Below are 19,673 nucleotides of genomic sequence, written 5' to 3'. Positions count from 1 at the left end.
ATAATTGTCCTTTTAGGGGGGAGCAACGTAGGGGAGATTTGACTAATTGGTTTTCTGATTACTCAACGACAATGAAAGTTATTCCCCTTCTTAAAACCCCCATAACGTACTATGGGGGTAAGCAGATGATGTTGAAACACATCCTGCCAAAACTCCCCGAGCACCATACCTACGTCGAACCTTTCTTTGGGGGCGGTGCCGTATTCTGGGGCAAACCACCCTCAAAGGCCGAGGTGGTAAACGACATCAACAACCGGCTGATTACCTTTTACAAGGTGCTGAAGTACGATCTGGAGCAGCTGCAGTCGCTTATCGACGAGACCTTCCACAGCCGGGCACAGCACACCGAAACCGATACCGAGTACGAGTCTGGAGCGGAAGAAATCAACGATGTTCTACGCATGGCCTGGGCGGTGTGGGTGCAGTCGAACATGAGTTTTTCGAGCGTGATCGGTGGGGGTTTCGGCTACGATCGGTTTGGCAAGTGTGCGCTCAAGCTCTTCAACAAAAAGCAGCTGCTGCGGGATGCGTACCAACAGCGGCTGAAGTTCGTAACGATTGAGAGTTACGACGTGCTGAAGGTGATGAAAGCCTACGATGGCCCGGATACATTCTTCTACCTCGATCCACCGTATGTGAGTTCTGACCAGGGCATGTACAAGGGCTACACAGCCGAAGACTTTACCCGGCTCCTGGATGCCTGCGCCAATATGCAGGGTAAGTTTCTACTGAGCAGCTACCCGGAGCCGCAGCTGCTGGAGTACCGCGAGCGGTATGGCTGGAAGAGTGAGGATATTGAAAAAACACTCGCCGTTGACGGCCGACGCAAGGAGGCTCGCACCAAGGTCGAGTGCCTGACATGGAATTATTAAAAAAAATCCCCGACCATAACCCTATGGTCGGGGAATATGAGTGACATGAAAATAGGGGCACTCATTTTTTGAAGAGACAGCCTTAGTTAGGTGCCTTCTGAAGATATTGAGGGGTTATGCCAAATTTTCTGCTGTTTAAGATTGTGAACTAAAAAATCACACTGTTCTGCTAGATACTCTAAGTTCCACTTGTCCATTATTAGACTCTTGCCCATGATCGACAGAGTCATAAATTTTCGAAATGGTAACAAGGACAGCCATTCTGACTTGATTGTCAGTAGCCAAGGCCGATAGGGACTAAATTGTATCCCAAGGTTAGTTTTGAACTTAGAGTCAACCGAAACATTGCTAGGCTATGACAACTTGCGTCAGACGTTGGCCTAATTGGCGAACAGCTTCTTCAATTTTCTTGGCTTGGCGTTCAGATGGATTCTTTTTACCACTGGCATACTGCCGCATTAATGATTGATTAATGCCTGCAGCATCGGCAATAGAGCCAATTTTGACCGAGCTAAAAACCTCAAAGAGAGCTGTTAAGTCATACTCATAATTGAAGCTGATATCTTCGATCTTCACACCTGACCATTCAGGTGCGTCTTTGCCTTCGTTCTCTAAAAAATCTTCGACCAAATCACGCAAATTCTGCGCTACCTCCTCGACGGAGGTGCCTACGGTTGTGTGAAGAAATTCAGGGGTTTCAACGCGACCCCACAGTTCTCCATCATCTCGCTCGAACACGATGGTTAACGTGTGTTTGTGATCCGCCATTTCAGAAAGGAATTAGAAAGTTTGAATAAGAGGTAAAATGGACTCTTGGTTAATATTTCACACCCGCCTGAAGCGGGCGGGGTTATTTTAACCCCGCCGTCTTCAGGATACTTTTCAATGTTCCGGTGGCAATATCCTTACTCCCATGTATTGGGACTGAGATAATGCTTTGTTTTTCAGGGTGCTTGAAAATTCGATGGCTTCCTTTTTGTCGGACTTCTGACCATCCCTTGTCTTCCAGCAACCGTATTACTTCGGCAGCATTCATATTTCATGGGGTGAAAAATATTAATTATGATCCAAAGGTAACAAATATGTTACCAATTATAAAAGAAAAAGGTTGCGTTTTTGTTACTTTTCTTTTGCGGGATAGAGAAATTATGAAGTATAGAAGTCCTTCCTTGCCCTGAATCGGCCTGTTAGGTTCGTAGCATGGCAAAAACTAACAGTAGCTACAGCGGGGGCGTTCGGGGCGATGCGCGGGCGATCTGGCTCTCGACCAACCGCGATGCCGCTAAGGTGCTCGACGGCTACATACTCAAGGCAGAAGAACTCTTCAAGTCCCGCATTGCCGAGGCCGGGCTGGTACTGACCTCCGAAATGCTCAGTTCGTTTCGAACCTTCGCGGCCGAGGAGGGCGACGGTTTTGTGCAGGCCAGGCTGCGCATGTCGGCGCTGGTACGGATTTCCGACATGCGGGATCTGAACTACCCGCGAACCCCACCACTGGCAGCAATGGAACGCTTTGTGGAGCTGACCGGCGTGAACAAGTTCCCGATCGTGCCAGGCTACCCAACGAAGAACCTGATTCGGCCTGCGAGCGAAACGGCCACGATCGAGCGCATTGCCTGGGGTATTAAGATGAACCGGGCGCGCAACCCCAACGTGAAGCGGGGCTACCGGGGTATTTACTCTGACCCGCTGCTGCAGGACGTATTGCCGTACCTCTTCCGCGACTTATTCGATGCCGCCAACCTGACGGCTGTACGAGGCTTTAAACTCCTTTTTTCTGAAAGCTAATGGCTATCAATCTTAATGAAGAAGCCACCCTCACCCTAAAGGGCAACACCCGCGACTTCAGCAACGAAATCACCCAGCTGGAGACCAAAGCGAAGTCGCTAAAGCAGACCCTGAAGGAAATCGAAACGACTGGTACCGGCAAGGGGTCGGAGGAGTGGAAAAAGTACAAGGCCGAGCTGGCCGGTGTGAATACCGAGCTGGGCAAAACCCGCAAGGAGGTTGACCTCTCGAAGCTGACCTATGGCCAGTTGAGCACGCTGGTGAAGCAGCTCAACCGCGACCTGAAGGGTTTGGTACCAGGCACGGAAGATTTCGTAAAAGCGACCAATCGACTCAACGAGGCAAAGGCGCGGCTGTCGGATGTTGATAAGCAGGTGAAGGCCATCAACAAAGAGAGCACGGCCATGGGCGAACCAACGCGATGGCAGCGGATCGGCAACGGGATCGGCATTATGTCGAAGGCGTTTGCCGCATTCTTCGCCCTGGAGATCGTGGGCTACATCATCGGGATCGGGCGGGCTATTTTCGAGACCACTGGCAAATTTGAGCGGTACGAGAAGGTCTTGACCAATGCGCTGGGCAGCGAGAAAGCCGCCAAGCAAAGCATGGAGGCCATCAAGAAAATGGCTGCAAGTACTGCCTTCTCCGTGGATGAGCTGACGGATGGTTACGTCAAGCTCGTCAACCGAGGGATGAAGCCGAGCCAGAAGGAGATGATGGCCATGGCCGACCTGGCTGCGAGTCAGGGCAAGAAGTTCGACGAGCTGGTGGAGGCTGCGCTCGATGCGCAGACCGGCGAGTTTGAACGACTGAAGGAGTTCGGTATCAGAGCCAGCAAATCAGGCGACCAGGTAACCCTTTCGTTTAAGGGCATGAACCAGGTGGTAAAGAACACACCGGAGGCTATCCAGGGCGCACTGACGAAGTTTGGCGAGATGAAGGGCGTGGCCGGGCAGAACGCCGAAATGATGAAGACGCTGGAGGGGCAACTTAGCAACGTGGGCGATTCATTTGACAGCCTGAAAGTGGCTGTGGGCGACAAACTGCGGCCGGTATTTGTGGGCACCCTGAGTGTGTTTGGCATGGCAACCCAGTGGCTGGGCAAGATCGTAGAGGCCTCCGATCCGGTGATTGCCGTGTTCGACGATCTGTTTGATGCCGTTGGCGGCCTGGTGAGTTCATTCTTGAGCATGATCCGGTCGGTGTTCCCGCAGACGATATCGGGGAGCAATGCGCTGGGGCTGGCCATGAAGGGTATCGGGTTGGTACTGCGTGCATTGCTGGTACCAATCCAGATAGGCATTTCGGCCATGATGGAGTTTTACCAGATCATGACCGGGGTGATCTACGCCGGTAAGGCACTGGTGAAGGTTCTGGCGGGTGATTTTGGGGGAGCTGTAAGCAGCTTTGAACAGTCGAAGAAAGCGTTTGGTAGCGTGGGCGATGCCGCCAAGGCTAACTTCGATAAGATGAAAAAGGGATGGCAGGAAGCCATGGTCGACACGCCGAACAAGACCGCCGTTGAGGCTGTCTTTGCCGCCAAGGACACCGAGAAAAAGCGGCAGGAGGGCATGACCGAGGAGCAGAAGAAAGCCGCCGACAAACGCGCCAAAGAGGCCGAGAAGCAGCGGAAGAAGGAGGAAAAAGACCACCAAAAGCACCTCGACGAGGTACAGAAAGCCAACCAGAAGGCGCTGGAGGATCTTGCTAAACTCGAAGCCGATGCCCACATCGCCAGCATCAAAGACGAGATGCAGCGTGAGTTTGCCAAACTCATGGCCAAGCGCGACCTCGATGCCGAGGAGATCGGGCGCGGCATTCAGGATCAGAAGATCAAAGACCAGCAAATTGCCAACCTCGATAAGAAGCTACAGGAGGACATTGCCAGGGTTCATGCCGAGTTTGCCGAGAAGAAAAAGAAGAAGGATGAGGAGGTAGCCCAGAAACGGCTGGAGGTTGAAAAGAACATCATTGCCCAGGAGCAGCAGGCCGAGAACGCCCTGTTCGACTGGCGCGAAATGATGGCCAAAAACAACGCGACCAAGCTCGCCCAGGTACACAAGGAGCGGTCGGACAAACAGTACGAGCTGACCCTCTCCCGGCTAAAGGCGGAGGAGGCTGCGGAGGTAGCGAAGGCCAGACGGGAGATTGCCGACCAGGAACAGCTCGACCGGGCCATAACGGCCATCGAAGCGCGGTACCATAATGAGCGGCTGGTGCAGGAGAAGAAGCATGCCGACGAGGTTGATAAGATCAACCGGGATCTGCAGGAAAAGAAGAAAGCTGCCTGGAGCAATGCGGGCAATGCGTTCTCGGCGTTGCTGAAGGGCGACCTGAGTGCCTTTACGGAGTATGCGAGCAAGATTGTGCAGGGTGAGCAGCAGGCCTGGCAAAAGCGACTCGGCGAGAACCAGGAGAAGTACGCGGCCGTGGCCCAAATGGCGACCGCAGCGGTGCAGTTCCTCAACCAGCTGGAGCAGCAGAAAGCCGAGCGGGCCATTGCCGCAGCCCGCAAAGAGCGCGACGAGAAAGTGGCGCTGCTGAACGATCGGCTCGCGGCCGAGAAAGCCGCTCAGGATGCGGCCGAAGCCGAGAAGCAACGGGTGACGCAGGAAAGCAACGACAAGATCCAGGCGATCAAGTCGGCAGCGGAATCGAACATCTCCAGCCTGGAGCAGCAGTACCGGCAACTGAGCAGCTCGGAAGAGAAAGCGAAGCTGAACGAGCAGCTTGCTGGCTATAAGGAGAACGCCGAGGGTAAGAAGGAAGCCGCCAAACAGGCCGCTCAGGAAGCGATCGACGCGGCCGAGCTGGAAGCCAAGCAAAGCATAGAAGCGGCTCAGAAAGCGGAAAAAGCCGCTATCAAAGCCGCTCAGAACGAGAAAGACGGCAAGATTGATGCGGCCGAAGCGGCTCGCGATGCTGAGATTGAGGCCATCAAGAAGCGGACGGACGTCGACTCCGAAACCCGTAAGAAGATGCTGGCCGAAGCGCAGGATCGGTTCGAGAAGGAGAAGAAGATGGCCCAGGATGAGGCTCAACTCAAGATCGACCAGGCGAAGGATACCGCCAAGGCTCAAACCGACCTGGCTAAGGATACCGCGAAGACAAAGATCGAGCTGGCGAAAGACCAGCAGGAAGCCGAACTGAAGGCGATCGAAGCGATCCAGAAAGGCGACGAGAAAGCGGCTAAGGAGATACTCGCCAATGCCAAAAAGGATGCTCAGGAGAAGATCCGGCTGGCGAAGGAAGAGGCCGAAAAGAAGATCGACGAAGCCGAGCGCGAGAAGCGCGAAAAGCTGAAGAAGGTAGAAGCCGAGAAGCAGGCTCGTATCCAGAACCAGAAGGAGCTGAACCGGTCGATCGAATCGGAGAATGCGAAAGCCAAGCAGAAGGAAGCGGATGCCAAGCGGAAAGCGTGGGAAGCCCAGAAGAAGGCCGATATCGCCAGCGCACTTATTGCCGGTGCCCTGGCTACGCTGAAGGCGCTGGCCTCGGGGCCGTTTCCGCTCAACATCGTGTTTGCTGCGGCAACGGCCGTCATGACCGGGGTGCAGGTAGCGATGATTAAACGCCAGCCAGCACCGGCCTTCAAACAGGGCGGTTTTCTGGCGCAAGGGCCAGCGCACGGCAGCAGCTACGGGAAAGGGGGCATTGCCCTGATCCGGCGCGACAGCGGGCAGGAAGTGGGCGAGATGGAGGGCGACGAGGCCATCATCAGCAAGGAGCAGACGCAGGCCAACTGGCCCATCATCAGCCGGATGTTTTCCAACGCCCGGACGCCAGGCCGCAGCCGTCAGCCGGTTTACCGGGACGCGGCCGGCCGACGAGCATTTCAGGCAGGCGGACTGCTGGAGCCACTCGCTTACGGGCAGATGTATTTGTTTGGCTCCAAAGCGAAAAAAGCGGCTAAGAAAGCGGAAGAGGAAGCGGCTCAAGCAGCGGCCGAGCAGGAAGCGGCCAGCTTTGACGCCAGCGGTGCGGGCGATTATAGCGCAGGCGGTGAGGGCGACGTGGAGGGCATGGCCGACGCTAAAGCGGCCGGGGAGGAGGCCAAGAAGCAGGGGCAAGAGCAGCTCAAGCTGCTCGGCGAGATCCGCGACGCCATTAAGCAGTCAGACACGGGCATGGCGATCGCCAATCTGGAGTCGAGTTTGCTGCGGGCGCTGAACGATGGCTTTATGTCGCAGCGGCAGGCAATTGCCCTGATGGCGCTGAACACGGCGCGGGCACTGGAGCAGGTGGAAGACACCACGAGCACCGGGCTGGCGAAACTCGACCAGACCATCACCGACTCGATGACCGGGCTGGCGCGATCGTTGGCACTGGCGCTCATGCGGAGCACCAACCAGCAGGGCAGCGACTCGGAGAAACTGGTGGAGGAGATCCGGGCCAGTGCGACGAAGATCAGCGATGAGCTGACGAGGGCACTGGAGGCCAATGCGACAAAAACCTCGTCGGCCGTGAACTCGGCCAGGCTGACCAATGCGCTCGCCGTGACGAACCTGACGCTGAAACTGGTGGAGGGCTTTGACCGGATGGGTACCGACAGCCTGCGGGAGCTGGATCGGCTGGGCAACCGGATCGAGACGAGCGACCAGGCATTGGCCGACCAGCTGGAGCTGGCGGTGCAGAAAGCGAGCACCAACAGCCTGCGCGGCATGGAGGCTCTGGGCAAGATGACATCGAAGAGCCTGGACGATCTGTCGAAGGCGACGACCAAGTCGCTCGATGCCTTGAGCGACGATGTGGTGAAGGAGCTGAAGACACTCAACCGCGACACGAGCAAAGCACTCGACTCGCTGAGTATCGATGTGACGCAAGCCCTCGACCTGCTGAACCGCGACACGAGTAACATGCTGGTGGATCTGCGCGACCGCACCGAGCGTGCTCTCGACGACTCGGCAACGCGCACCACCCGGAGCGTAGATGCTATGGCCGGTGAGGTGCGGGCGCTGAAGGGCAGCATCAATGCCGTGGAAGGGGCCGTGTATCAGGTACGGGGTGCGGTGCAGGGTGTGGAAGGAGCCGTGTACGGCACCAACCAGGCCGGGCGGTTGGATGCACTGATTGCGGGCATCTCGACGTTCGGTTCGACGAAATAACGATTGTGCATCTTTACACTTTTCGTTACCTTCGGGCACAAGCCGCTCCGTATAGACCGGAGCGGCACTTCCCTGATTCTTCGCCCTAATCGTGACATGAAAAAACATTCTACTACACATGAAAAAACGGCTGACGCTGCAAGTGCCGAAGTATTTGAAGAAGTTTTTGGAAGGGGAGTTTAAGGGGCAAAATGGCGAGATACACGTGGAGAAGTGGAGCGAGCTGGGAAAACTGATACACCTGGTGAGCCGGTCGTATCCGTTCCCGATCGCACCGGTTCGGGCGGGCGGCAACACGATCTCGATAAGCTACTACTGTAGGGAGAAATCCTTCGAGGTACCACCCGACAAAATGCACGCACTGGGCAACCAGCTGGAGGAGATCTTCCGGCGCTCGTTGATCTGCGAAGTGCGCAAGGTGCATGAGATGGCGGGCGGCAACTACGGGCCGTACATCCGGCAGTTTCTGGAGCGGTACGGCATCGAGCCGGATGTGGATGTGGATTTCGAGACGATCCGGAAAATCTACCGCGACTACCTGGCCCGAAATGGGCGGGAAAACGAAAAAAATATCTGCGTAAAAAGTCCGGCTTTTGCGTAAAAAGTCCGGCTTTTACCCGAAATGTCCGGGCTGTGCGTAAAAAGTCCGGGCTGTTTGGCTCTAAAAACCGCGTTGGCGTTCGGCTGGCGCGGTTTTCTGTGTTTGTAGGGGCCGTATTTACGTCCTTTTGCGCGGGGGCCAAGCGGCCTACTTTTGACGTATGACGGTGACGCAGCAGCAGTATCGGTTTCGGGCAGGTGATGCCAACTCTGGCTTTGTGCGGGAGCTGTGGCTACTGCGTGAACGTGACGTGCTGGAGCTGCTCATGAAGCCGACACCCGGCATACCACTCACGGTACCATCATCGGCATTGGTGGTAAACGTGGGGGCACTGCTGACGCACCTGGTACCACCAACCCGATCGGCAACGGCCGAGGTATCGGCCACGACCGGCAACCGGGCCGGGGTGGTGTACGAATCACGTATTGAGCTCACACTACCCAAACCAGGCGAGCCGCTGCTACGGTATCTGTATGAGCAGCGGCACGAGCGGTGGCTGGTGATCTTCCGTGACTACAATGCGCAGGCCTGGCTGGCCGGTGTGCCGGGCAATGGCCTGCGGATGGGGCTGACGACCTCGACCTCGACGTTACGACTCTCCCTGGCGGGGCGAAACGACCTGCCGTTTTTGCCACTTGAGACAGCCGACCCGGCTGCGCTCTTCCCCGACGCTGCATTTGATTATTCATTCGATCTTTCATTCGACTCATAGACATGGCCGCAGATCCTACCGAAATAAAGGGGCTAATCGACTCTAACCTGCCTGACAATACCCAACGTGACAATAAAGCCGGTGTGGTGCGCACACTGCTGAAGCTCGTGGTGGATTGGGTAACGCTGGCCGTGAATACTAACCTCGGCACCTGGTTCAAGGTGGGCGGGGGCGTGGCCGGGGCCAACACCGACGCAGCCTACCGAACTGGCACTACGATTTTCGGGCGGGCTACCGACGATGGTACTGGCGCGAAGCTCCAGGCTGAAGGAGGAGCCAGTATTCGTGGGGCGCTGAACTCGTGGGGGCGCACCATTGCCAACACATTTACCCCGAACGGTAATGCCATGAGTGCGCTCGATCCAGCTGCTTATGAGGGACTCCTGATCAATGGCAGTAATGGCGGGCCGACCTACATGGCGTTTCACCGGCCGGGGCAGGTGATCCAGTACCTGGGCGTTGATACCGACAATAAGCTGAAGTTTCGAGACTACGTGACTACCTACGTTGGCGACGTGCACGTGAATGGCCTGACGGCCGTGATTCGGACGATAGGCACGCAGGCCAAGCGTAAACTCGTGTTTTACCAGGCTGCGGACAACGACCACCAGTTCTTCGGAATAGGTATGATCAGCAGCCAGATGGTGTATCAGGTGCCGACCACGGTGGACGCGCACGTGTTCATGTGCGGCTCCTCACCAGCCACCTCGGCTGAATTGATGCGGATCGTCGGTACTGGAGCTATCCTGATGGGTACCAGTACCAACAACAATACTGACCGCCTGCAGGTAGAGGGATCTATCTCCCAAGGCTGGCGCACCAAGGCTGGCTGGCCTACATCGGCCGAGATCGGCCTTAATAAAGCGGTTATCTATAAGGACTCCTCATCGGGCGAGCTAAGGCTATGGGCCAATGATGGCGGCACACGCAAGTCTATCTTATTATCTGCTACTTAAACCATTCCATAATGGAAAACCCTATTCAGATTGCTATCTCGCCAGAGCCGTTTACGGGCTTCAAGCGTGCCGCTCGTTTGGAAAACTTCGTGGTCATGAAAGACCTCAACATGGTGCAGCAGGTGTGCATCAGCTATGTCAACGAGGCCGGTGTGCCGATGCTGGAGTTGATTGCGGCCGATGCGACGATCGGGGCCGAGCAGCGGGGAGCCCTTCAGGATCGGTACCGAGACCGGATCGTAACTCGCGAAACCCGCGATGCCTACATCATTCCGGCTACGGGCCAGATTGTGCCCAAAGGCACGGAGGGTGCAATCTCGCAGGTGGACTACTTCCAGGCGATTACGATAGGTCAGCTGCGGCAGCGGATGGTGATCGATGATAACACGCCATTCGCGCAGATCCTGTACGCGCTGCTGGCGAGTGAGATCGCGACCATGGACGCTCGCGGACAATTGTAACCGGTGGTAACATGGAGCCAATTGTTGTTCAATACCTGGAAGACGACCCCAAGGGCGACCGCTGGCGGTTGGTGAAACCTATAAACTACTTCACGATCGTGGGGCCGATTCAGGTTCCGGCCGGATACGTGACTGATTTTGCCAGTGCGCCCGAAGTTACCTGGTCATTTTTTCCGCCGATTGGGCGGCACAACCGGGCCTGCATGCTGCACGACTATTGGTACGACCATCGGCTGTTCGAGGCCGAGCTGGGCGAAACGCGAGCCCGGTACTTTGCCGATCGGGAGTTTTATGAACGGCTGCAGGCGGTAGAGCCGAAGAAGTGGTTCCGCAATTGGTGTATGTATGCGGCCTGCCGGTTGTTCGGTGGGCGGTGGTGGAGAGATTAGGTTAAGCGGTTCGCCGACTATCCGCAGCTGCGGTGCGATACAAGTTAAGTTATGGTGGGTACGAAACCCGGCTCCGAATTGAAGCCGGGTTTTTTTGTAGTCCTTTTAGGGGCTGAGATGTGGGCTGATTTTCGTAGCGTCAACTACTCAGACAGACCATGTTTTCGGATTTTCACGGTTTATGGGCCATTTCGCCACAGTACCAAAACGCTATACTGCAGGCGCTGCGGGCGGGTGGTATGAAGCCGGTTTTGCAGGGTTGCCCACCCGTATCAGACCAGGTACAGGCGGCTTCGGGCTTCAGCTATGAAGCGTATTATGCCGACCTGCTGAGTATTGGGCCGGATAAGGATGTGGTGGTGATCCCGGTGGTTGGTACCATGGCGCGGGGCTGGACGTGGGATAACTACTTCAGCAACACCTTTATGATGTCGCTGCTGGCCTCGATCGCCGAGAATCCAGCCAAAAAGGGCGTGATCTTCGACTTCAACACAGGCGGGGGCACCGTGGACAGCCTCGACGAGTTTGCGGCAGCAGTGCAGCAGTTTCAGACCAAGAAGCCCATTGTGGCCCTGGCCAACTTCTGCGCCAGTGCGGGCTACTACATCGCCAGCCAGTGCAACGAGATCATCATGCGGCAGGGGCCGGTGGCAGCAGTCGGCTCGATCGGGACGATTAGCTTCTACTACAACTATGCCCGGATGTACGAGGAAGCGGGCATCGACTGGAAGATCTTCCGCTCGACCGGCAGCGTGGATAAGGCGAAGATGAACGGCCTGGAGCCGCTCGATGCCGAGACCGAGGCCGAAGTGCAGGCGTTGCTCGATGCCTGCAACAAGCAGTTTAAGGCCGCAGTACGTACCGGCCGGGGTGCCAAGCTCACCTCCGACGAGATCTATACGGGCAAGCTGTACGGCTACGACAAAGCCAAGCGCCTGGGCATGGTCGACCGAGTGGGCGACATGAACGCGGCTTACAAGCGAGTAATTCAACTTTCATAATACACAATGGCAAAAAACACAGTGACGGGCAGCTTCCTGGCCAGGATGTTCCCGACGATGGCAAAGCATTTTCTGGAGAACGCCAGCCAGGACGAGGTGAACAAGGCGGAGCAGGAAGCGGCCGTGATTCACCAGCAGCTGAACACCCTGGGCGAAACGACCGAGACGGTAACAGCCGCCGAAACAACGACTGTCGGCTCTGTGGCCGCTGTAGTAGCACCGGAGGGCACGGAGGCTCCTGGCGCAACCGATCTGGCAGCTATGACGACGCGGGCCACGACGGCCGAGCAAAAGGTGACGGCCCTGGAGAATCAGGTGAAGACCCTGCAGAGCGAGCGCGACCAGTACAAAGCCTGGTACGATAAGCAGGCCAAAGCGGGCACCAAACTGCCTGCAGCGGACGCAACAACCCGCAACACGGCAGCTGGCGACGAGCCAGCCTTGTCGGCCGCGACGAGCTCTGCGCTCGAGCAGTTCCGCAAGCGCCGGGCCTAAGCGACTAAGTCGCGACCAGGCTACGACTAAGCTACCGACCAGGCTTGCCCCAAATTCAAAATTTCAGACAGCTAAATTTTCTTACAAGTGGAAACAATTGATTTCTCAAACTTCGGTACCGACCTGATGCGGACGGTTGAAGACATGGGTGGCAACATCGTGATCATCAACTCAGTGATGGATGGTGTGGCCGCTCTGCGGAATGACTTCTCGACCGAGATCATCCGAGACAAGGGTCTGCTGGTATCGGCCGAGTTCGTCGATGCGTTCAAAGCAGCCAGCGACACGTTTGACGGCCGCAAGGCGATGGAGGTACGCTCGCGGAAGGCCGAGTTTACCGAGGGTGATATCGATCTAAAGATCACCTTCGACGACATCAAGAAGGCCTACCGCACGTACCTGGGCTGGGTGATGGAGCCAACCCGCACGGAGGCTGAAGTGCGCGAGAATCCGTTCGAACTGTTCTTTGTGCGCCGGATCATTGCGGCTCACTTCCAGTTTGCCCGCACCAAAACGGCGTGGAAAGGGGTGTACAACACTACGCCGGTGGGTGCCCAGAACATTGCGGATGGCTTTATTAAGAAGCTCACGACTGGTCGGGCTGTAGGTGGCGATATCAAAGCTGCCAACGTGTTTACGGCTGCGGCCACGATCACCGACGCCAACTGCTACGATCAGGTGCTCGGCCTGGCCGATACACTGGTTACGGCTCGTGAAGACATGCTGAACGTGCCGCTCAATTTCTACCTGAGCCAGCGCAACTACGACCGCTACTGCAAGGGACGACGGACGGCATACCCGCAGCACGTTGGGCCTGGCGACCGGCCGACGACGCTCGACGAGCAATCGAACATCACGTTTGTGATCGATCCGGGTCTGGTGGGTAAGGATACGATGGTGATCACGCCGAAGGAGAACCTGAAGTTCATTGCGAACGAAGCGCCTGGCGTGTACTCGATCAACATCGTGAAGCAGGTGAAGCATTGGGAATTGAGTATCCGGGTGGCGATCGGTTTCGACTACGCATCGCCGGATCTGGTGTTCCTAAACGATAAGGTCTAAGCGGCACTATCAACACCCTCCTCGGATGGGGAGGGCTTTTAATCAGTTCAGTCAACAGGTTTTTTTCAGACAGCTACCATGAAGAGTTTCTTTCGAATTAGTGCCGCTTTAGCCCTGGTATTGATGGGCGCACTGGTTGCCATGGCAACCGGCAACGAGCTGGCAGGTATTGCCACGATTCCGGCCGTTTCATACGGCTTACAGTACGTTACCGGGTATTCGTTGTTTTCGGCCGAAGGGGGATTGGCCTTCGGTGCCCTGAGCCCGATCAAGCGCCCGAAGCAGGGTGTAGCCAACCCAGGGGGGGGGCGTAGATTGTTCCTCATCGGGGTTGATCAGATTACTGCCGACTGGCCACTGGAGAGTCAGGTTGTGGACGGCGAGATTACTGCTCCGCCTACATTAGCTGCTGCTCAGGTTGGCCCACCTGCTGTTCCGGCCGGTGCATTCGTTGAAGTCGACGTAAGCGACAACTCGCTCAAGCTCGACCAGTCGATGAAAGGGTCTGTGGGCTACCAAAGCTGGGAGCAGAGTATTGAGGTGAAAATTGCGGGTTACACCAAAGAACAGGTTGCGGCCGTGGAGAAGCTGCTCAACCAGGAGGTTGTGGCAGTTGTGATTCAGGCAGACGGCACGCGGGTGGTAGTAGGCACGGTGGCGATCGGTCAGCAGTTCGAAGTAATGCACACGACTGGCGCGAAGGGTTCGGATCGCCGGGAGTGGACGCTGAAGAGTAAGCAGGACGGCTACATGCACGGTTACCTGCCACTGGCGGCAAACGTGATCATTGCCGGTATTCCGGGCGGTGCTGCCTAAGCATTGCGAGTACTGATTGATTAACCAGGCTCCTGCTCCCATGGGGCGGGAGCCTTTCTTTTACCACGATGTCAAAGCGAATCAAGTTACTGTGTGATCCGACGATGATCTTCTCGACCGGCACCACAACGATCCGGGCGACCGACCTGACGATTGAGCAGGCTGAAGAGATCGAATCGCAATACCCTGGCCTTTACGTGCAGGTGATCGAGGAGAAGCCGGTCGAAAAGCCGGTATCAAAGCCCAAAGCTGAGTAATTACCGAACATAATTCTGAAACCAAGGCCGAGTGCCGGCCGCATTTCCAAACTTACTATGGATATCATCCGACTCAAAGGGGCGCTTGATCTGGCCCAACTCAATCACAACTCATTCCAGAATGACGACACGAAAGCGGCACTGGAAAAGGCCCAGCGTGATTATGATGATGCAATGAACCCGCCAGTCGCGGCAGCTCCTGAATCTGACGATGACGACGAGATTGCCGCAGCTGAAGCGCGCCTGGAGGCTCTGAAAGCCGCTAAAGCGAAAACCGCCGAAGCGCCCAAGAAACCGGCGAAAGTGGCCGAAGCGCCTAAGCAACCGGCAAAAGCGGCAGAAGCAGAAGAAAAGCCTGAAGTGAAGACTGATCAGGACGTAAAGTCGGAGGAAACTACGACGGCTGAAGCTGCTCAGGTTACCGACGAAGGGGCTGAAAAAAAAAGCGAGTAGTAAACAACCCAACAGGGGCTGTGAAGGAGCGGCTTATGATGCGGGCTGATGAGCTGCATCGTAAGGCCGCTCTTTTGTCGAATGCGCTGGCTGATTTCGACGACGATGACGTAGTGGGCCGGAAACGAGCCGTCGACGAGATCCTGGCGATCCGGGAGGAGTGGAAGGATGTGCGCTACGAGATCGAGACCGGCCAGCAGCGCCGGAAGATGCCTGAGCCGAAGCCCACGAACATCACTGGAGGCCTGAGCGATGCCGAGATCAAGGTGGAGCTGCAGCGCATCCGGACAAACATCAGCAAGTACACCGATAAGCTCGCCGAGCGGCCCGACCATAAAAAGTCGGACGAATGGCAGAGCGAATTGGATAGGTTGATCGGCCTCCGGGAAGCCTACGAGGCCGAATTGGCCGACCGGCGCTACACCCAGGCCGGTAAAAATGAAGAGTCCTAAAAATCGACACTTTTACGGGAATGAGACAGCACAACAAGTACCTGGCTAAGATCACCGAGGAGCTGAGTGTGTACCAGCGTTACCTGCTCGACGACTCGGTGGAGCTGACGCCAACCCAGCATGAGACCTATGAGAAAATCGACGCTGTGCGTGCCTGGCTACGCGATGGCTATTCGGACAGCGACGTGCTCTCGATGCTCAAAAACGGTCGACACATTCAAGATCGGCGCGGCCGAGAGATTCTGGCCATGGCTTACGCCGTTTTTGCCGAATTACGGGCCGCTCGTGACAAAGACGGCATAAAGTACATGTATGCCGAAGCGTTCCGTAAAGCGGCTTATGAAGCGAAAGCAGGCGGGGATTACGGAGCTTTTGAGAAGCTGCTCGACAAAGCAGCAAAAATCGATGGTGCCTACGACAATCAGAAGGTGGTCGATTCTGAGCATGCGAAGAAGCCGCAGAAAGTGGTCATCAAAGTGAAAAACCTGAACCTTCAGGGCAATGCAGAACAACGATCAATTCAGGAAATAGGGCATGAAGTCGTCCAATAGCGAAGACGAGCTGGAGTTGCTCGTCAATGAAAAACAGGGCATTTTTCTGGAAGCAGTTACCTCCCAACATTTCAAGATGGTGGGCATGGTGGGCGGTCGTGGTAGCGGGAAGTCGATTACCCTGGCCGACTTCCTGAAGATTGCCAGCGAGGAGCTGCCCAGAGCCAAGTGCGGCTTTGGGGTAAAGACCATCAAAAAGGCGAAGTCGAAGCTGACATCGGGTCTGAAGGCCGGGTGGCGCAGGTGGCAATGCAATGAGTACAACTGGACTACCTGCCAGGGCGACTACGTTTTGTGGCGGGAACCGCCAGATCACTTCGACCGTCCTTACGAGGCTCCTGACAACTGGGAGAACTGTATCACCTTTCCAAATGGCTTCTGCATCGAGTTCGAATCGTTCAAGTTGGCCTCGGATGAAAACCGGGGCTCGAACTACGATTTGTATGTGGTCGACGAAGGGCTGAATTTTAAGAAGGCCTGGCTAAAGATCGTTTTACCCACACTTCGTGCCAACGTGGGCAAGTTCGATTCTGCGTTACATCACACGTTCGCCGTTTTTTCGTCACCTCCCTGGACACCGGACGGTCAGTGGATGTATGAAATCGAGGAGCTTTCCCGGAAAGACCCGAAAAACTACTTCTACATGGAAGTGCGGACTCGGGATAACCAGGCGTTTTTACCACTCGATTATATCGACGGCCTCAAAAAAGTGCTCACCAAAATGGAGTTCGAGGTGGAAGTCGATGGAAAGCGGATCTCCAAATTACCGAAGACGTTCTACCCAGCCTGGAGCAGGGAGCTGCACGTACTGGAAGACCACGACGATGACGAGATCCTGCAGCTGTATGGGGAGCCATTCTATAACCCTAATCACTACCTGGTAGCCAGCTGTGACTTCAATGCTCACTTCACCTCTGCGACCATGTTCCAGGAAGATGATACCTGGGCACGGCTGGTGGATAACGTCTATGTGAAGGAGGCCGAAAAAGGCGACACCATGGCGGAATCGCTGGGCTTTGCTATAGTCGACCGTTTTTCGGGGCATCGTAAAAAGCGCATCATTTTAACGGGTGACCGTAACGGTAAGAACAAAAGCGCAGGCTCTGACAAGAGCATGTATGAGCAGGTAGCTGACGTACTGGAGAAGGAGGGCTGGGATGTAGTGACCGCTCCACTCAACTTCAACCCACCACACAAGGACAAGCACTTAGACATCAACAGGGTGTTAGGGGAGAAGGACGAAGGGATGTTCAAGCTAAGGGTAGATGGGGTTAAGGCCAAGGCAACCGTCATCTCGATCGAGAATAGCCCCATCGAAACCAACTATGAGAAGGATAAGGGCAGCGAGAAGGAAGACGTGGATCAGGAGCGGGCGACCCACCTTTCTGATACGGTCGACTACTACATCATTCGTCGATTGCGTACTGGCATGGCTAGGGCCAATGACGACTTCGAGATTGACTGGGGCGAGTAGGTAACAGGTGCTGGGATTTTTAAATAGGTTGGTGTTGGAAAAGGCAGGGGAGTTCCCTGCCTTTCATCTATTCGGTATTTTCATTTTTGGAAATTTCCAAAATGCCAAAGGGCGGGGTTAACTCACTGAAAAATGCGAAAAAAAGCAGTGTATCGTTTTGTAATTGTCTGTTTTGTAGGGTTTTATTGGGGATATGTAACGAAAAAGGGTGCAACTTTTTTTAGTGAGGTTAAAATAATGTGATTATCAGTAAAATAGAGCCGAAATTACTTCTACAAACCTGAGCATTTTTTTGAACCCTATACAGATAGGCTTTAATTTGATAGTCAATTTTAGGAAATTATGGATATGAACGAAATCATCAATCAGCTCGAGAACCTGGCTCTGCAGCAGCAAGAGATTCGGATGTCGGCACAAGGCTTACATGCTTCTGTTCTCTGCTTTCTTGACCAGATCGACGAGAAGCCGAACTGGTCAAGAGCGGAGCTGAGCGCGCTTCGGGAGATGTGTCTGGTTGAACGGAATGTCGAAGCGGTTGGTAAGGCACTTGGATTGAAGGCGGATTAAGCCTGGCGTGTTTTTAGCTCAAGCATAATGCTTTGTTCGCCTGGAGTTGCGTAAACCTCCAATCCTTTGGCCGAAGTTCTACCCATCATCGCTATAGTCGACTCGGTAGAAAATTTAGTGTTCTTGAATTGGCCGACAGCTGGACAAACAACCGCAAAGGCATCTGAATACAGCCCTCCATTTAGGCACAAGTTGGCGAATGTTTTACGCCCTACATGGGTGGTAAGCGGCTTATTGATGCCGCAGTGCATCGCGATCAATTTCAGGTACAGGTTGGTCTTTTGGTTGGGCCTGACGTGCATTTCCTCAGGTCTACCCTCGTACTTGTCGAGTATCATTCGAACCACAGGATGGAGTGGCTGTCTGGCCGTGATGTCGGTTTTGATGCGATCCTTCAGCAGCCAGGTCAGGTTGGATGGCACTTCATCTTCGTGAGTTTGCACGCTCCGGATTACAAGGTGTTCAGACCGTAGTGTTTTCAGGTCAGCGTAAGCCAGGCCTGAAAAGCACGAGATAAGGAACTGATCACGCACCTCTCCCAGCACAGGAAAGTTGCTGAAGTCATGAGTGAGCAGGGTGAGTAGCTCCTCGGTATTCAGTGAAATAGGCGTTCCTGCTTTGACGCTGGGCACTCGATAACCTTGTAAACAATCCTTCATAGAGTAATCATTGAGATAAGCCCAGGTGTGAACCTGCTTGATCGTGGCTGTATGCTTTCGGATGGTGTTGGGAGCACGCTGCTGGTCGATCCGCATCCACGTGCGGTATTTCTCCAAGATGCCTTTAGTGAAGTTTTCGATCGGTAGCTCCAGCTGGTTGGTTTCCTTCAGATAGGCTTCGATCTTCTTTCGAACTACGTCATACGTTTTCCACGTGCCAAACGTGATATCGGGATCTCTGGAGAGTTGTTTCAGATACAACTCAAAGCAATAGAGAAAGGTGAAGCCACGACCTTGCTGCCTAAACAAGGTTTTGATGTTGTTTGCTGTAAACGGGACTTTTTTCAGCAGTAGCTCATTGTAAATGGCCTGGGCTTTTTCCCTCCAGATGTCCAGCGTGTGGTTATACTGCTGGGCTTCGGCCGATCGGGCGGTAACCCGCTGTGCTTCGGCATTCCAATGTTTGTGGTGGATTTTGATACCTGTGGAACCCAACTCTGCGCGGGAGCCGTCCAAGGTAATTCTAAAGTACAAGGTGATGTAATCCGGATTCTTTTTGGACGCATGAGCCCAGAAAAGCTTTTCCATTCTGCGATTAAGCATTGCACGTATAATTGTGGGTATCAATTCCCTGACGGTGTAATCAGGGAAACGGGGCGCAATTATACGGGATGAACAGGTGAACAAAAGAACGCATGAAAGAATACTTTCAAGGTTTTTTTTGGTGCCACCGTGAGCGATTTGGTGCCACCTCAAACCCCACCTTTTGGAGCGTAACAGGAAGCCTTATGCTTGAGGCAAATATGCCGCTAGAACATAAAAAAAGCCTGCTTTTGGGGAGCAGGCTTGGTAAGCGTCAGAAGCTTTCGTAGAGAGAGAGGGATTCGAACCCCCGGACCTGTTACAGTCAACGGTTTTCAAGACCGTCGCAATCGACCACTCTGCCATCTCTCTAAGTGGTTTGATGGTGCAAAGGTATAGCGATTTTTAAGGTTTGTCAAG

General features: G+C 54.8%; 21 protein-coding genes and 1 tRNA gene. 18 read left to right on the top strand and 4 right to left on the bottom strand.

Translation table 11 applies throughout. The features are described from left to right. Positions 1-71: 71 nt before the first annotated feature. On the top strand, positions 72-872 hold the full coding sequence (locus F5984_RS19885; RefSeq protein ID WP_152125967.1) for a DNA adenine methylase: 801 nt from the start codon (positions 72-74) through the stop codon (positions 870-872). Positions 873-1,220: 348 nt separating this feature from the next. Here the strand turns inward: F5984_RS19885 and F5984_RS19880 are convergent, their stop codons facing one another. Continuing rightward, positions 1,221-1,640 (bottom strand): type II toxin-antitoxin system HicB family antitoxin, encoded by a 420-nt coding sequence (locus F5984_RS19880; protein ID WP_152125966.1) that lies wholly within the window; start codon positions 1,638-1,640, stop codon positions 1,221-1,223. Between the two features lie 82 nt (positions 1,641-1,722). Further along, positions 1,723-1,908 carry a type II toxin-antitoxin system HicA family toxin gene (locus F5984_RS19875; protein ID WP_152125965.1) on the bottom strand — a complete coding sequence of 62 codons (186 nt, stop codon included), beginning with the start codon at positions 1,906-1,908 and terminating at the stop codon, positions 1,723-1,725. Between the two features lie 164 nt (positions 1,909-2,072). Between F5984_RS19875 and F5984_RS19870 the strand changes: the two genes are divergently transcribed. The 17 genes from F5984_RS19870 to F5984_RS19790 all read left to right on the top strand — a co-directional run bounded on the left by F5984_RS19870 (position 2,073) and on the right by F5984_RS19790 (position 18,012). Continuing rightward, on the top strand, positions 2,073-2,660 hold the full coding sequence (locus F5984_RS19870) for a hypothetical protein (protein WP_152125964.1): 588 nt from the start codon (positions 2,073-2,075) through the stop codon (positions 2,658-2,660). After that, the gene (locus F5984_RS19865; RefSeq protein ID WP_152125963.1) at positions 2,660-7,765 is read left to right on the top strand and encodes a hypothetical protein; all 5,106 of its coding nucleotides are present in this window, start codon (positions 2,660-2,662) and stop codon (positions 7,763-7,765) included. The genes F5984_RS19870 and F5984_RS19865 overlap by 1 nt, the downstream gene beginning before the upstream one ends. A gap of 118 nt (positions 7,766-7,883) precedes the next feature. Beyond that, positions 7,884-8,366 carry a hypothetical protein gene (locus F5984_RS19860; RefSeq protein ID WP_152125962.1) on the top strand — a complete coding sequence of 161 codons (483 nt, stop codon included), beginning with the start codon at positions 7,884-7,886 and terminating at the stop codon, positions 8,364-8,366. A 160-nt stretch (positions 8,367-8,526) separates the two neighbouring features. Next, entirely contained in the window at positions 8,527-9,078 is a 552-nt protein-coding gene (locus tag F5984_RS19855) for a hypothetical protein (RefSeq protein WP_152125961.1), read from the top strand. 2 nt (positions 9,079-9,080) lie between these two features. Further along, complete coding sequence (locus tag F5984_RS19850) at positions 9,081-10,034, top strand: hypothetical protein (protein ID WP_152125960.1); 954 nt, start codon at positions 9,081-9,083, stop codon at positions 10,032-10,034. An 11-nt stretch (positions 10,035-10,045) separates the two neighbouring features. After that, positions 10,046-10,495 carry a hypothetical protein gene (locus F5984_RS19845; RefSeq protein WP_152125959.1) on the top strand — a complete coding sequence of 150 codons (450 nt, stop codon included), beginning with the start codon at positions 10,046-10,048 and terminating at the stop codon, positions 10,493-10,495. 11 nt (positions 10,496-10,506) lie between these two features. Beyond that, entirely contained in the window at positions 10,507-10,884 is a 378-nt protein-coding gene (locus tag F5984_RS19840) for a DUF1353 domain-containing protein (RefSeq protein WP_152125958.1), read from the top strand. A 158-nt stretch (positions 10,885-11,042) separates the two neighbouring features. After that, positions 11,043-11,885 (top strand): S49 family peptidase, encoded by an 843-nt coding sequence (locus tag F5984_RS19835; protein ID WP_152125957.1) that lies wholly within the window; start codon positions 11,043-11,045, stop codon positions 11,883-11,885. Between the two features lie 6 nt (positions 11,886-11,891). Continuing rightward, positions 11,892-12,380, top strand: a complete 489-nt coding sequence (locus tag F5984_RS19830) for a hypothetical protein (protein WP_152125956.1) — start codon at positions 11,892-11,894, stop codon at positions 12,378-12,380. Between the two features lie 87 nt (positions 12,381-12,467). Next, positions 12,468-13,442, top strand: coding sequence for a hypothetical protein (locus F5984_RS19825; protein WP_152125955.1), 975 nt, complete (start codon positions 12,468-12,470; stop codon positions 13,440-13,442). A 78-nt stretch (positions 13,443-13,520) separates the two neighbouring features. Further along, positions 13,521-14,258, top strand: a complete 738-nt coding sequence (locus tag F5984_RS19820; protein WP_152125954.1) for a hypothetical protein — start codon at positions 13,521-13,523, stop codon at positions 14,256-14,258. Between the two features lie 68 nt (positions 14,259-14,326). Next, complete coding sequence (locus F5984_RS19815; RefSeq protein WP_152125953.1) at positions 14,327-14,515, top strand: hypothetical protein; 189 nt, start codon at positions 14,327-14,329, stop codon at positions 14,513-14,515. A gap of 57 nt (positions 14,516-14,572) precedes the next feature. Next, the gene (locus F5984_RS19810) at positions 14,573-14,968 is read left to right on the top strand and encodes a hypothetical protein (RefSeq protein ID WP_152125952.1); all 396 of its coding nucleotides are present in this window, start codon (positions 14,573-14,575) and stop codon (positions 14,966-14,968) included. A gap of 20 nt (positions 14,969-14,988) precedes the next feature. Further along, positions 14,989-15,420 carry a hypothetical protein gene (locus F5984_RS19805; protein WP_152125951.1) on the top strand — a complete coding sequence of 144 codons (432 nt, stop codon included), beginning with the start codon at positions 14,989-14,991 and terminating at the stop codon, positions 15,418-15,420. 20 nt (positions 15,421-15,440) lie between these two features. Beyond that, positions 15,441-15,971 carry a hypothetical protein gene (locus F5984_RS19800; protein ID WP_152125950.1) on the top strand — a complete coding sequence of 177 codons (531 nt, stop codon included), beginning with the start codon at positions 15,441-15,443 and terminating at the stop codon, positions 15,969-15,971. Then, positions 15,955-17,445: a hypothetical protein gene (locus F5984_RS19795; protein ID WP_152125949.1), complete on the top strand. Its 1,491-nt coding sequence runs from the start codon at positions 15,955-15,957 to the stop codon at positions 17,443-17,445. The genes F5984_RS19800 and F5984_RS19795 overlap by 17 nt, the downstream gene beginning before the upstream one ends. Positions 17,446-17,793: 348 nt before the next feature. Continuing rightward, complete coding sequence (locus F5984_RS19790; protein WP_152125948.1) at positions 17,794-18,012, top strand: hypothetical protein; 219 nt, start codon at positions 17,794-17,796, stop codon at positions 18,010-18,012. On the opposite strand, the gene F5984_RS19785 is transcribed toward F5984_RS19790, so the two are convergent. After that, positions 18,009-19,259, bottom strand: coding sequence for a site-specific integrase (locus F5984_RS19785; RefSeq protein ID WP_185155583.1), 1,251 nt, complete (start codon positions 19,257-19,259; stop codon positions 18,009-18,011). The two genes, F5984_RS19790 and F5984_RS19785, sit on opposite strands and share 4 nt — an antisense overlap. A 281-nt stretch (positions 19,260-19,540) precedes the next feature. Further along, a tRNA-Ser gene (locus F5984_RS19780) sits at positions 19,541-19,625 on the bottom strand. Positions 19,626-19,673 lie beyond the last annotated feature (48 nt).

The sequence above is a fragment of the Rudanella paleaurantiibacter genome, assembly GCF_009184635.1.
Lineage (GTDB): Bacteria > Bacteroidota > Bacteroidia > Cytophagales > Spirosomataceae > Rudanella > Rudanella paleaurantiibacter.
Note: the sequence above shows the minus strand (reverse complement) of the source record. Positions and strands in the feature narration are given on the sequence as shown.

Coding starts and splice junctions, on each gene's coding strand:
- F5984_RS19885 (WP_152125967.1), top strand. CDS start 72: ATGAAAGTTATTCCCCTTCTTAAAACCCCCATAACGTACTATGGGGGT.
- F5984_RS19880 (WP_152125966.1), bottom strand. CDS start 1,640: ATGGCGGATCACAAACACACGTTAACCATCGTGTTCGAGCGAGATGAT.
- F5984_RS19875 (WP_152125965.1), bottom strand. CDS start 1,908: ATGAATGCTGCCGAAGTAATACGGTTGCTGGAAGACAAGGGATGGTCA.
- F5984_RS19870 (WP_152125964.1), top strand. CDS start 2,073: ATGGCAAAAACTAACAGTAGCTACAGCGGGGGCGTTCGGGGCGATGCG.
- F5984_RS19865 (WP_152125963.1), top strand. CDS start 2,660: ATGGCTATCAATCTTAATGAAGAAGCCACCCTCACCCTAAAGGGCAAC.
- F5984_RS19860 (WP_152125962.1), top strand. CDS start 7,884: ATGAAAAAACGGCTGACGCTGCAAGTGCCGAAGTATTTGAAGAAGTTT.
- F5984_RS19855 (WP_152125961.1), top strand. CDS start 8,527: ATGACGGTGACGCAGCAGCAGTATCGGTTTCGGGCAGGTGATGCCAAC.
- F5984_RS19850 (WP_152125960.1), top strand. CDS start 9,081: ATGGCCGCAGATCCTACCGAAATAAAGGGGCTAATCGACTCTAACCTG.
- F5984_RS19845 (WP_152125959.1), top strand. CDS start 10,046: ATGGAAAACCCTATTCAGATTGCTATCTCGCCAGAGCCGTTTACGGGC.
- F5984_RS19840 (WP_152125958.1), top strand. CDS start 10,507: ATGGAGCCAATTGTTGTTCAATACCTGGAAGACGACCCCAAGGGCGAC.
- F5984_RS19835 (WP_152125957.1), top strand. CDS start 11,043: ATGTTTTCGGATTTTCACGGTTTATGGGCCATTTCGCCACAGTACCAA.
- F5984_RS19830 (WP_152125956.1), top strand. CDS start 11,892: ATGGCAAAAAACACAGTGACGGGCAGCTTCCTGGCCAGGATGTTCCCG.
- F5984_RS19820 (WP_152125954.1), top strand. CDS start 13,521: ATGAAGAGTTTCTTTCGAATTAGTGCCGCTTTAGCCCTGGTATTGATG.
- F5984_RS19815 (WP_152125953.1), top strand. CDS start 14,327: ATGTCAAAGCGAATCAAGTTACTGTGTGATCCGACGATGATCTTCTCG.
- F5984_RS19810 (WP_152125952.1), top strand. CDS start 14,573: ATGGATATCATCCGACTCAAAGGGGCGCTTGATCTGGCCCAACTCAAT.
- F5984_RS19800 (WP_152125950.1), top strand. CDS start 15,441: ATGAGACAGCACAACAAGTACCTGGCTAAGATCACCGAGGAGCTGAGT.
- F5984_RS19795 (WP_152125949.1), top strand. CDS start 15,955: ATGAAGTCGTCCAATAGCGAAGACGAGCTGGAGTTGCTCGTCAATGAA.
- F5984_RS19790 (WP_152125948.1), top strand. CDS start 17,794: ATGAACGAAATCATCAATCAGCTCGAGAACCTGGCTCTGCAGCAGCAA.
- F5984_RS19785 (WP_185155583.1), bottom strand. CDS start 19,259: ATGGAAAAGCTTTTCTGGGCTCATGCGTCCAAAAAGAATCCGGATTAC.